General features: G+C 66.6%; 10 protein-coding genes. 1 reads left to right on the top strand and 9 read right to left on the bottom strand.

What is annotated here, in order from left to right:
* From MF270_RS14915 to chvE, 5 genes are all read right to left on the bottom strand, one after another.
* On the bottom strand, window positions 1-921 hold the full coding sequence (locus MF270_RS14915) for a Gfo/Idh/MocA family protein (RefSeq protein WP_238366694.1): 921 nt from the start codon (window positions 919-921) through the stop codon (window positions 1-3).
* Complete coding sequence (gene araD / locus MF270_RS14920) at window positions 921-2,666, bottom strand: L-arabinonate dehydratase (protein WP_238366695.1); 1,746 nt, start codon at window positions 2,664-2,666, stop codon at window positions 921-923. Before araD ends, MF270_RS14915 begins: the two co-directional genes overlap by 1 nt.
* Before the next feature lie 3 nt (window positions 2,667-2,669).
* The gene (gene mmsB / locus MF270_RS14925) at window positions 2,670-3,896 is read right to left on the bottom strand and encodes a multiple monosaccharide ABC transporter permease (protein WP_238366696.1); all 1,227 of its coding nucleotides are present in this window, start codon (window positions 3,894-3,896) and stop codon (window positions 2,670-2,672) included.
* 11 nt (window positions 3,897-3,907) lie between these two features.
* A complete protein-coding gene (mmsA, locus tag MF270_RS14930; RefSeq protein ID WP_238366697.1) occupies window positions 3,908-5,428 on the bottom strand; it encodes a multiple monosaccharide ABC transporter ATP-binding protein in 1,521 nt (506 codons plus the stop codon).
* An 84-nt stretch (window positions 5,429-5,512) separates the two neighbouring features.
* A complete protein-coding gene (chvE, locus tag MF270_RS14935) occupies window positions 5,513-6,565 on the bottom strand; it encodes a multiple monosaccharide ABC transporter substrate-binding protein (RefSeq protein WP_238366698.1) in 1,053 nt (350 codons plus the stop codon).
* Between the two features lie 168 nt (window positions 6,566-6,733).
* Here chvE and MF270_RS14940 point away from each other — a divergent pair, with 168 nt between their 5' ends.
* Complete coding sequence (locus MF270_RS14940) at window positions 6,734-7,651, top strand: LysR family transcriptional regulator (protein WP_238366699.1); 918 nt, start codon at window positions 6,734-6,736, stop codon at window positions 7,649-7,651.
* A 17-nt stretch (window positions 7,652-7,668) separates the two neighbouring features.
* On the opposite strand, the gene MF270_RS14945 is transcribed toward MF270_RS14940, so the two are convergent.
* From MF270_RS14945 to MF270_RS14960, 4 genes are read right to left on the bottom strand one after another with little or no spacing between them, the layout of a single operon-like run.
* On the bottom strand, window positions 7,669-8,130 hold the full coding sequence (locus tag MF270_RS14945) for a flavodoxin domain-containing protein (RefSeq protein WP_238366700.1): 462 nt from the start codon (window positions 8,128-8,130) through the stop codon (window positions 7,669-7,671).
* A complete protein-coding gene (locus MF270_RS14950; protein ID WP_238366701.1) occupies window positions 8,127-9,389 on the bottom strand; it encodes an FAD-dependent oxidoreductase in 1,263 nt (420 codons plus the stop codon). Before MF270_RS14950 ends, MF270_RS14945 begins: the two co-directional genes overlap by 4 nt.
* A 10-nt stretch (window positions 9,390-9,399) precedes the next feature.
* Window positions 9,400-10,146, bottom strand: a complete 747-nt coding sequence (locus tag MF270_RS14955; protein ID WP_238366702.1) for an SDR family oxidoreductase — start codon at window positions 10,144-10,146, stop codon at window positions 9,400-9,402.
* Window positions 10,143-11,630: an aldehyde dehydrogenase gene (locus MF270_RS14960; RefSeq protein WP_238366703.1), complete on the bottom strand. Its 1,488-nt coding sequence runs from the start codon at window positions 11,628-11,630 to the stop codon at window positions 10,143-10,145. Before MF270_RS14960 ends, MF270_RS14955 begins: the two co-directional genes overlap by 4 nt.
* Window positions 11,631-11,632 lie beyond the last annotated feature (2 nt).

The raw sequence follows: 11,632 nt of genomic DNA on the forward strand, positions 1-11,632 counted from the left end.
TTACCAGTCAAAGGGCGCGACCGTTTCGCGCCGCCCGAGGGTAAAGGCATCGGCGACGTGGCGCATGGGCGCAAGGTCCATGTCGATCCCGCCCGTGTTCAGAAGCGTTTTCATGCGAGCGTAAAGACGCGGGTACTCGCCGCCCAGCGGCGCGGCCTCGCCGGTCTCTGCGCCGTCCACGATCATCCGCGCGCCGCCATCGAGCAGTTGCAGCGTACCGCCATCGGTCTCGGCCCGGATCTCCCAAGTCTGGTCGCCCTCCTGCCGCCAGTCGAGCACCATGGTCGCCCGGGCGGTCGGGTGGTGAAAGGCCAGTTCGGCCGCGATGGGGGTCTGGCGATTGGCCGGCACGTCGAGGCGGGCGGCGGTGACATGCATTGGCTCGGCCACGATCTCGGTCAAGATCGACAGGGCGTTGATGCCGGGATCAAAGACGCCCAGGCCGCCCGGCTCCCAGATCCATTCCTGGCCGGGATGCCAGCGACGCACATCCTCTTTCCAGGTGATAACCAGCGTTTTCAGATGCTTGCCTGCCAGCCAGGCCTTTGCGGCCTGCACCATGTCCGCCTCGCGCGAATGCCAGGTGGCATAGAGCGACACGCGCATGTCCCGCGCCATCCGCTCAAGCGCGTGGCATTCCGACAGGGTCGCACCTGGGGGCTTTTCCAGCATGACATGGCGCCCGGCCCGGATCGCCCGCGCCGCGTAGTCAAAGCGCGGCACCGGCGGCAGGCACAGCGACACGACACGGATGTCCGCGCGCTCTTCCAGCATGCGGTCGAAATCGTCGTAGGCTTCGACCCCGTCAACCGCACCGTGACGCGAGACGGTGGCGGCGAGGTCCCAGTCCGGGCTGGCGGCGATGGCCGGAACATGCTGATCCCGTGCGATCTTTCCGATGCCGACAAGCGCAAGTTTCATCAGTGGGAATCCTTTCCGACCGCCGCGCCCCGGCAGCCTTTGAGAAAGGACAGGTCGGCCCCGGTGTCGGCCCCTTCGACATGGGCTTGGTGGAGCCAGAGATAGCCGCCATCCGCGACCTCGTGCGAAGGCGACCAGACGGCAAGGCGGTCTGCCAGCTCGGCTTCGGAGATGTCGAGATGCAGGCGGCGCCCGGCCACGTCCACCTCGATCATGTCGCCGGTGCGGACCACGGCGAGCGGGCCACCGGCGGCAGCTTCGGGCGAGGTGTGCAGGATCACGGTGCCGTAGGCCGTGCCCGACATGCGCGCGTCGCTGATGCGGACCATGTCGGTGATGCCCTTTTTCAGCACCTTGGGCGGCAGTCCCATGTTGCCCACCTCGGCCATGCCCGGATAGCCCTTGGGCCCGCAATTCTTGAGCACCATGACGCAGGTCTCGTCGATATCCAGCGCGTCGTCGTTGATGCGCGCCTTGTAGTCGTCGATATCCTCGAAGACGACGGCCCGGCCCCGGTGCTGCATGAGGTGCGGGCTGGCGGCCGAGGGTTTCAGCACGGCGCCGCCCGGCGCCAGGTTGCCACGCAGCACGGCGATGCCGCCTTGCGGGGTCAGCGGCTGGTCGGCCGGGCGGATGACGTCCTCGTTCCAGTTGGTGACGTCCTTGACCTCGTCCCAGATCGTCGTGCCGCTGACGGTCAGCGCGTCCCTGTGCAGCTGCCCGCCTTCGCCAAGCCGTTTAAGAACGACCGGCAAACCGCCCGCATAGAAGAATTCTTCCATCAGGTACTTGCCCGAGGGCATGAGGTTCACGATGGTCGCCACGTCGCGGCCGCAACGGTCCCAATCGTCGAGCGTCAGGTCGACCCCCTCGACCCGCCCCGCGATGGCGAGCAGATGCACGACCGCATTGGTCGACCCGCCGATGGCGCCATTGGTGCGGATCGCATTCTCGAAGGCGTTTTTTGTCAGGATATCAGAGGGTTTCAGGTCGTCCTTCACCATCTGGACGATGCGCCTTCCCGAGAGTTGCGCGATGACGCGGCGACGGGAATCCACGGCCGGGATCGCGGCATTGCCCGACAGCGCCATCCCCAGCGCCTCGGCCATCGACGCCATGGTCGAGGCGGTGCCCATGGTGTTGCAGGTGCCTGAAGATCGGCTCATAGAGGCTTCTGCTTCAAGGAATTCTTCCTGCGTCATTTCCCCCGCTTTCACGGCTTCGGAGAACTTCCACAGGTGCGTGCCCGACCCGACCCGTTCGCCCCGGAACCAGCCGTTCAGCATCGGCCCGCCGGTCACGACGATGGACGGCAGGTCGCAGGAGGCCGCCCCCATCAGTAGTGACGGCGTGGTCTTGTCGCAGCCGACCATCAGCACGCAGCCGTCGATGGGCTGTCCGCGGATCGCTTCCTCGACCGCCATAGCAGCGAGGTTGCGGAACATCATCGCCGTGGGGCGGAAGGTGTTCTCGGAAGCCGAGAAGACCGGCACCTCGACCGGAAAGCCGCCGGCCTCCCAGATGCCGGCCTTGACCTTTTCGACCAGCTCACCGAGGTGGCCGTTGCAGGGGGTCAGGTCGGACCAGGTGTTGAGGATGCCGATGATCGGCCTTCCGTCAAAGACATCATGGGGATAGCCTTGGTTCTTCAACCATCCGCGGTGGTAGATCACGTCGCGCGACGTGCCGCCGTACCATTCCTGGCTGCGCAGCCTGCGCGGCCATGTCGCCGGTTTGAAAGTCATGGCTCAGCCCTGCTTTGACTTGTTGTAGACGTCGAAAATCACGGCGGCGAGCAGAACCAGCCCCTTGATCATCTGCTGGTAGTCGATGCCGATGCCCATGATCGACATGCCGTTGTTCAGAACGCCCATCAGGAAGGCGCCGACCACGGCCCCGACGATCTTGCCCACGCCGCCCGACATGGAGGCCCCGCCGATGAAGACGGCCGCGATCACGTCAAGTTCCAGCGCAAAGCCCGCCTTGGGCGTCGCGGTGTTCAGCCGCGCGGCAAAGACCAGCCCGGCGATGGCCGCCAGCACGCCCATGTTGACGAAGGCAAGGAAGGTCAGCCGTTCGGTCTTGATCCCCGACAGTTTCGCCGCCTTCTCGTTGCCGCCCAGGGCATAGACCCGGCGGCCCAGCGTCGTGCTTTCGGTCAGGAAGGTGTAGATGACAGTCAGTACACCCATGGTGATCAGCACGTTCGGCAGGCCCCGGAAGGTCGAGAGCTTGAACATGATGAAGATCAGCGCGGCCGAGATGATGGCCAAGCGGGCGACGAAGAACACCTGCGGTTCGTCCTCGATCCCGTAGGCCCGGTTGCGGGCGCGTTGCCGCAGGGCCGACCAGACGATGATCCCCGCCGCCGCGATCCCCATCAGGAAAGCCAGCATGTTCAAACGGTTGGCGCCAAATATTGGTGCGATACCTTCACCGACCGAGGCGGGCAGCACGTCCGGGACAAAGCCGGTGGCGATGACCTGGAATTCGCGCGGGAACGGGCCGACCGATTGCCCTTCGAGCAGCCAGAGAGACAGGCCCCGGAAGACCAGCATCCCCGCCAGCGTGACGATGAAGCTGGGGATCTTCCAATAGGCCACCCAGTAGCCCTGCGCGGCGCCGACCAGCCCGCCGACGACAAGGCAGATGGGGACGGTCACGTAGACCGAGTAGTCGAGGTTCACGATCATCACAGCCGCCAGCGCACCGATGAAGCCCATGACGGACCCGACGCTGAGGTCGATATTGCCCGACACGATCACCACCAGCATCCCCAGCGCCATGATGATGATGTAGCTGTTTTGCAGGAAGAGGTTGGTGATGTTCACCGGCCGCAACAGCGTGCCGTCGGTGACGATCTGGAAGAAGACCATGATCGCGATCAGGGCAAAGAGCAGCCCGTATTCGCGCAGGTTGTTCTTGAGGTAGTGCATGACGCCCGTCTGCGCGCCTGAATGTTCGGCCAGAGCCATCGGTCCCCTCCCTATTCCGTCACGATGAGCGACATGATGCGCTCCTGGCTGGCCTCGCTGGCGGCCAGTTCACCGACCAGCGCGCCTTCGTTCATCACGTAGATGCGGTCGCACATGCCCAGCAGTTCGGGCATCTCGGACGAGATCATCACGACGCCTTTGCCTTGCGCGCTGAGGTCGTTGATGATGCCGTAGATCTCGAATTTCGCGCCGACGTCGATGCCGCGCGTCGGCTCGTCGAGGATCAGCACCTCGGGCTCGGCAAAGAGCCACTTGGACAGCACGACCTTCTGTTGGTTCCCGCCCGACAGGTTCACCACCTTCTGGAACACGCTCGGCGTGCGGATCGCCATGGCGGCGCGGTAACGTTCCGAGACGCGGGTTTCCTCGTTCTCGTTGATCACGCCGCTGGTCGAAACCGCCTCGAGGTTCGACAGGGTGATGTTGCGCTGGATGGTTTCGTCCAGCACGAGGCCAAGGCTCTTGCGGTCCTCGGTCACGTAGGCGAGCCCGGCGGCGATGGCGCGCGGCACGTTCGACGTGTCGGCGGGCTGGCCGTTCAGCAGAACCTCTCCGCTGATGTTGCGCCCGTAGGAGCGGCCGAAGATGCTCATCGCCAGTTCCGTCCGCCCCGCGCCCATGAGGCCGGCGATACCGACCACCTCACCGGCGCGGACGGTGAAATTCACGTCGCGAATGACCTGTCGGTCGGCATGTTCGGGGTGCCAGACGTTCCAGCCTTTCACCTCCATCAGCGTTGCGCCCGAACGCCGTTCACGTTCCGGGTAGCGGTGCGCCATGTCGCGGCCGACCATGTCGCGGACGATCAGGGCCTCGGTGATCGGCGCGCTGCGGGCGTCCATGGTCGACACGGTCGTGCCGTCGCGGATCACGGTCACGCTGTCGGCCACGCGGCGCACCTCGTTCAGCTTGTGGCTGATGATGATCTGGGTGACGCCCTGCGTCTTGAGTTCCAGCATCAGGTCCAGCAGCGCCTGGCTGTCGGATTCGGACAGCGCCGCGGTCGGCTCGTCGAGGATCAGCAGGCGCACGTCCTTGGACAGCGCCTTTGCGATCTCGACCAGCTGCTGCTTGCCGACGCCCAGGCTGTCGACCTTGGTCTGCGGCGCCTCGGAAAGGCCCACCTTGCGCAGCAGGTCCGCGGCGCGGGCGTTCGTCTCGCGCCAGTCGATGACCCCGCCCCGGGCGCGTTCGTTGCCCAGAAAGATGTTCTCGGCGATCGACAGCAGCGGCACCAGCGCCAGTTCCTGGTGGATGATGATGACGCCCCGCGCCTCGCTGTCGGAAATGTCGCGAAACTCGGCCAGCGCGCCGTCGTAATGGATCTCGCCCTCGTAGCTGCCGGCCGGGTAGACCCCGCTCAGCACCTTCATCAGGGTGGATTTTCCGGCGCCGTTCTCTCCGACCAGCGCGTGGATTTCCCCTTCGCGCACGGAAAGCTGCACCTGGTCCAGCGCCTTCACCCCCGGAAAGGTCTTGGTGATGGCGCGCATCTCGAGCAAGGCCGTCATGCGCCTGTCCCCCTGCCGGCCCTGGCCGGACCATTCCCTGGATGCCCCGTCCGGCACGGAACCGGACGGGGCAGACGCGTCAGATCACTTGATCTGGTCCATCGTGTAGTAGCCGGAGCCGATCAGCACCTCTTCCCAGTTCGAGGCATCGACCGGAACGGGCTCGAGCAGGTAGGACGGGATCACCTTGACGCCGTTGTCATAGGTCGAGGTGTCGTTGATCTCGGGCTCACCACCCTTGAGCAGCGCGTCCACCATGCCGACCGTGACGCCGGCCAGCGACCGGGTGTCCTTGAAGACGGTCGAATATTGCTCGCCCGCCAGGATCGACTTGACGCTGGGCACCTCGGCGTCCTGCCCGGTCACGATGGGCATCTGCTGGTCGCCCGAGCCGTAGCCGACGCCCTTGAGCGAGCTGAGGATGCCGATCGACAGCCCATCGTAGGGCGACAGCACGCCATGGACCTGCTTGTCGGTGTAGTGGGCCGACAGGATGTTATCCATCCGCGCCTGCGCCACCGCGCCGTCCCAGCGCAGGGTGCCGACCGTGTCCATGCCCATCTGGCCAGAGACGATGTTGATCGTGCCGTCTGCGATCAGCGGGTCCAGCACCGACATGGCGCCGTTGTAGAAGAAATAGGCGTTGTTGTCGTCGGGCGAGCCGCCGAAGAGCTCGACATTGTACGGCCCCTCGCCAAAGCGCGCTTTCAGCCCGTCGACGAGGCTCGTGGCCTGCTGCACGCCGACCTTGAAGTTGTCGAAGGTGGCGTAATAGTCGACATAGGCGCTGTCGCGGATCAGGCGGTCATAGGCGATGACCTTGATGTCGGCGAAATGCGCGTTCTCCAGCGCGTTCGACAGCGTGGTGCCATCGATGGCGGCGATGACCAGCACATCCACGCCCTTGGTGATCATGTTCTCGATCTGGGCCAGCTGGTTGGGGATGTCATCCTCGGCATATTGCAGGTCGGTCTCGTAGCCGGCGGCCTGGAATTGCTCGACCATGGAATTGCCGTCCGAGATCCAGCGGGCCGAGGATTTCGTGGGCATGGCGATGCCGATGGTCCCGTCGGCCAGCACAGCCGTGCCAAGGGCGATGACGGCCGTGGCCGACGCCAGAAGGGTCTTGAGTTTCATGTTGGTCTCCCAGTGCTGCACGGCGCGGGGCGGGCCCGGTCGCTGCGCGTCTCCCTATGTGGGCCCTCTTCCTCCGGAGCCCGTGGGGCCTTGGTTAGCCCATGGTTTGCATGACAGTAAAATCCGAATATGGTTGATCTGCATACCAGTTTTGTAAAGTGATCCGCCATGGACCTCGCCCGCCGCCTGAAACCCGCCCATCTGCGGCTGATCCTGCTGACCGGAGAGCTGGGGCAATTGCAGGCCGCCGCCCATGCCATGGGTCTCAGCCAGCCCGCCGCCAGCCGCATCCTCGCCGACCTCGAGGCGCAGGTGGGGGCCAAGCTGTTCGAACGCCTGCCCAAGGGGATGGAGCCCAGCCCGGTCGGCGCGGCCTTTGTCCGTCATGCGCGGGTGATCCTGTCGGAGATCGACAACCTGGCGGCCGAGGTGCAGAACCTGAATTTCGGCCAGGCGGGCGAGGTGCGCGTGGGGGCCGTGACCGGCCCGGTGGTCGGCTGCCTCATGCCCGCATTGCAGGCGGTGCGGGCCAAGGCGCCGGGCCTCGAGGCGACGGTCGAGGTCGGCCCCTCGACCCAGCTGGTGCGCGGGCTGATCGAGGGGCGGTTCGATTTCGTGCTGGCCCGGATGCCGGCCGAATACGACAGCCGCGATTTCCACATCGCCCCCGCCCGGACCGAAGAGGTGGCGCTGCTGGTCCGCCGCGGTCATCCGCTGGAGGGCCGCGCGGCCGTCACGCTGGCCGAGCTCGGGGATTACGAATGGGTGATGCAGGAACGTGGATCGCCCATCCGTCTGGCGATCGAGGCGGCCTATCACGACGCCGGCGTGCCGGCGCCGGGGCGGATCATCAACAGCTCATCGCTGCTGGTCATGCTGTCGATGCTCGAGGTGACCCAGGCCATCGCCCCGCAAAGCCGCGAGGTGGCGGGGCTGTTGACCCGGCCCGCCATCGGCACCAACCTTGTGCCGCTTTCGGTGGCGAGCGATCTGACCGTCTCGCCCTTCTTCGTGATCCGCAACCGCGCGAGCCAATTGTCCCGCGCGGCCGAAAGGGTCATGCAAGAGGTGCTTCAGCGCCTCTGAACCCGCGTGAACAGCGTTCAGGCGTCTTCCATCGCGGCCTCGGCCTCGGCCACCCGCTCGGTGAACCAGGGATAGGCCACGTCCTCGGCCAGGTCGCCGCTTTGCACATCGTGCACGATGCGCGGGCCGATCTGCGTGGCACCGGCCGCGACCAGCAGGTCGGCCAGCTGGTGCGAGCCCTCGCCGAAGGTCTCGTAGTCGCTGTCGCCGAGGCCGAAGATGGCAAAGCGTAGGCCTGTGAGGTCCGGCTTGGTCTTTTCCACCTTGTCCGCAAAGGGTTGCGCCGAGGCGGGCAATTCACCGTCGCCGTAGCTGGAACAGACGACGACGTGGAACGTGTTTGTCTCCATCGCCGCCGGGTCGACATCGGCCAGGCTCGAGATGGTGAAGTCGTGGTCGCCTTCGAACTCGGATTCGATGTCCTCGCAGAGCATCTCGGAATTGCCGGTCTCGGTGCCGAAAAGAAGGGTGATGTTCATGGGGTGGTTTCCATCGCTTTGAGGGCAAGTTTAAGCATCTCGGCCCGGTCGGCGAGCTTGCGACGCACGCGGCCCTCGCCCGCGCTTGCCTGCTCATGCGCGTCGATGCGCTGCCAACCGGCGTAATCGGTGAGGTGGTCGAAGCGCGCGAACAGCGCCGCGCTGCCGGGCTTGTCGACCTCGGGCATGTCGGCCAGGTCGGCGGCGATGGCCTCGGCCACCGCCTGGCTGTCGGTCCGGTTCTCGGGGATCGTGCCGCGCGGCCCGCGCCGGAACCATCCGGCGGCGTAGAGTCCGGGCGCCAGGCGCCCCGTGTCGATGTCGCTCGCCGCGGCGACCAGCGCGTCCCGCTCCAGCGTGTCATCGGCGCGGAAGCCGACCGCGCTGATGACCGCGTCGCAGGGAATGTCCAACGTCTCGGTCCCGTCCGCGCGGGCGAAATGTGCCGCGGTGACGTGACCCTCGCCGACAAAGCGCGTGGGCGTCCAGCCGAAACGGAAGGTCACGGTGCAGCGCGGGTCATCGCTGCTTTCCAGCCCGGTGACCGCTTCGAGGCGCGGGTCGTCCTGGCCTTCGCTGAGACCCAAGTCCGCGATCTCGAACTTCAGGCCGGCGATCTTGCCGATCTCCTTGACCATGACCGGGTCGAACTTGGCCAGGTGCGCGGGCGAGCGGCCGACGATGTCGATCGCCTCGATCCCCGCCGCCGCGATGCGGTCGATGTGGGTGTCGCTGAGGTCCGAGCCCTCGAACTCCCCCGCGCCCTTGGCCAGGATACGCAGCACATCCATCGCGACATTGCCCTGCCCGACGATCACCACGCGCTTTCCATGCGTGACCGTATCGTCCGCGTGGTCCGGGTGGTCGTTCCAGCAGCGCGTCAGGGTGCCCGCGCCGATCACGCCGTCCAGGTCCTCGCCCTCGAGCCCCAGCTTGCGGTCCCGCGACAGGCCCGCGGCCAGCACGACCACGTCATAGGCCTCGCGCAGCGCGTCCAGCGTCAGGTCGCCCTCGGCGCCGATCGAGAGGTTGCCGACAAAGCCGACCCCCTGCCGTTCGAACAGCCGCGCGAACTGGCGCGTGACGGCCTTGGTCCCCTGGTGGTCCGCCGCCACGCCATAGCGAACGAGGCCGTAGGGCACGGGCAGCCGGTCGATCATGTCGATCTGCGGCTCATCGCCCTTGCAGAGCTTGAGCAGCGACTGGGCGAGGTAGCAGCCGGAGGGCCCGGCGCCGACGATGGCAATCTTGCGAGTCATGTGCGGCACCTCAATTGAAGACGAAGCCATGGTCAACAGGCATTACCTGTCCGGTCAGCGTGATTGCGGGCACGGTGCACAGGTAAGCGGCAACATCGGCCACTTCGCCGGTGCCCTGCGGCCCAGGCACGGCGCGGCCGGTCTCGTACAGCGTGTGGCGCGCCTCGGGGACATACTCGGTCGAGGGGGTGGTCAGGATGCCCGGCGCGATGGCGGTGACGCCGACCTTGTCGGGGCCAAGCTCGCGCGCGAGGCCCCGGGTCATGGCGATGATCGCGCCTTTCGAGCTGATGTAGCTCATCAGGTTGGGCGCGCCCCAAAGCGCGGTGTCCGAGGCGAGGTTGACGATGCGGCCGGACCCGCTGGCGCGCAGCGCCGGGGCCAGCGCGCGGATCATCAGCCAGGTGCCGCGGACGTTCACGGTCATGACCTTGTCCCAGCTGTCGATCGGGATCTCTTCGAAGCCGATGCCGCCGATCCCCGTGGCAATCGCGCCGTTGTTGATCAGCCCATGGACCGGCCCGCCGACGGCCTTGCCGAAAGCGACGATGCTCTCGGGATCACCCAGGTCGGCGGTGAGCGTTTCCACGGTCGCGCCGGTCTCGGCCAGCTCGGCCTGAACGGCGTTCAGAGCATCCTGGTCGAGGTCGGACAGCACCAGCGACGCGCCTTTCGCGGCACAGGTACGGGCGATGTCGCGGCCAAGGCCGCCCGCGGCCCCGGTGATGACGATGCGGCGTTCGGTCAGATCGGTCATGCTGATACTCCTGCCCAGGGATGCGGCTGGCCGGTCAGGTCGCAATAGATGCCCTTCTGACGCTGCCAGGCCCGAAGCCCTGCCCGGCCTTTCTCGCGCCCCATGCCGGATGCGCCGTCGCCGCCGAAGGGGGTCGAGGCCGAGAATTGCTTGTAGGTGTTGATCCAGACCGTGCCCGCCCGGATCGCACCCGCCACGCGCCAGGCGCGGGGGAAGTCGCGGGTCCAAATGCCGCAGGCCAGGCCGTAATCGTTGTCGTTGCCCATGGCGATCACGTCCTCTTCGCTGTCGAAGGGCAAGACGCAGAGGACGGGGCCGAAGATCTCTTCGCGGCAGGTCTTGGCGTCGTTCGAAAGCCCCGCGATGATCGTCGGCAGGTAATAGGCCCCGGCCGCGCGGGCGGCGTCATCGGGCGCGGTGCCACCGCAAAGGATCACTCCGCCCTCGTCGAACGCGCCGGCCACGTAGGCCGCCACGCTGTCGCGGTGGGCGTGGTTGATCATCGGCGCGACCTGCGTGCCCTTGGCAAAGGGGTCGCCGACCCGCAGCGCCTGGGTCGCCGCGACGAGCTTCGCGACGAAGGCGTCATAGATGCCGCGCTGCACGAACAGCCGCGAGCCGGCGATGCAGCTTTGCCCCGTGCTCGAGAAGATCCCGAAAAGCACGCCGGCCACGGCAACGTCCAGATCGGCGTCGTCGAAGACGATGGTGGGTGACTTGCCGCCCAATTCCAGCGAGATCGGCATCAGCTTGCGCCCGGCCTGTTCGCCCAGCATCCGGCCGGTATCGGTGCCACCGGTAAAGGCGATGCGGCCGATGTCGGGGTGATTGACCAGCAGGTTGCCAACCTCTCGCCCCGATCCCGGCAGGACGGACAGCAGTCCCTTGGGCAGGCCCGCCGCCTCGGCGATGCGGGCCAGTTCCAGCGAGACCAGCGGCGACCAGCTGGAGGGCTTAAGAACGACCGCGTTGCCGGCGGCGAGCGCCGGGGCGACCTTTTGCGCATCGGAGGCAATGGGCGAGTTCCAGGGCGTGATCGCGCCCACGACTCCGATGGGTTCATGTACCGAGGCGGTCAGCGAGGTGCCGCGCCGGGTGGTCAGATCGTCATCGGCCGTTTCGCAGACGGCGGCGAAATAGCGGAAGGTCCCGGCGGCCGAGGCGGCCAGCGCGGCGGTTTCCGCAAGGGTCTTGCCGGTATCGCGCGATTGGATCTGCGAAATCCGGGGGATGGCAACCTCGATCCCGTCGCCGATGCGCGTGAGGATCCTCGCGCGGTCCTGCGGCAGGGCATTGCGCCACGCCGGGTCGGCCTGGGCCGTCTTGGCGGCGGCGATGGCGGTCTCGGCATCGGCGGCCGAGGCGCCGGCCAGCACCATGTTGACCGACCCGTCATGCGAATAGGTCGAGGTGATGGGCGCGCCCTGCCCCTCGCGCCACTCGCCGCCGATGAACAGGCGGCCGTCTGGCAGATCGTGTGACATGT

It is taken from the genome of Mesobacterium pallidum (genome assembly GCF_019966535.1).
GTDB classification, from domain to species: domain Bacteria; phylum Pseudomonadota; class Alphaproteobacteria; order Rhodobacterales; family Rhodobacteraceae; genus Mesobacterium; species Mesobacterium pallidum.

Excerpts from the sequence above, each read along its gene's own strand:
- araD (WP_238366695.1), bottom strand. The coding sequence starts at position 2,666 with ATGACTTTCAAACCGGCGACATGGCCGCGCAGGCTGCGCAGCCAGGAA.
- chvE (WP_238366698.1), bottom strand. The coding sequence starts at position 6,565 with ATGAAACTCAAGACCCTTCTGGCGTCGGCCACGGCCGTCATCGCCCTT.
- mmsA (WP_238366697.1), bottom strand. The coding sequence starts at position 5,428 with ATGACGGCCTTGCTCGAGATGCGCGCCATCACCAAGACCTTTCCGGGG.
- MF270_RS14960 (WP_238366703.1), bottom strand. The coding sequence starts at position 11,630 with ATGTCACACGATCTGCCAGACGGCCGCCTGTTCATCGGCGGCGAGTGG.
- MF270_RS14950 (WP_238366701.1), bottom strand. The coding sequence starts at position 9,389 with ATGACTCGCAAGATTGCCATCGTCGGCGCCGGGCCCTCCGGCTGCTAC.
- MF270_RS14915 (WP_238366694.1), bottom strand. The coding sequence starts at position 921 with ATGAAACTTGCGCTTGTCGGCATCGGAAAGATCGCACGGGATCAGCAT.
- MF270_RS14945 (WP_238366700.1), bottom strand. The coding sequence starts at position 8,130 with ATGAACATCACCCTTCTTTTCGGCACCGAGACCGGCAATTCCGAGATG.
- mmsB (WP_238366696.1), bottom strand. The coding sequence starts at position 3,896 with ATGGCTCTGGCCGAACATTCAGGCGCGCAGACGGGCGTCATGCACTAC.
- MF270_RS14955 (WP_238366702.1), bottom strand. The coding sequence starts at position 10,146 with ATGACCGATCTGACCGAACGCCGCATCGTCATCACCGGGGCCGCGGGC.
- MF270_RS14940 (WP_238366699.1), top strand. The coding sequence starts at position 6,734 with ATGGACCTCGCCCGCCGCCTGAAACCCGCCCATCTGCGGCTGATCCTG.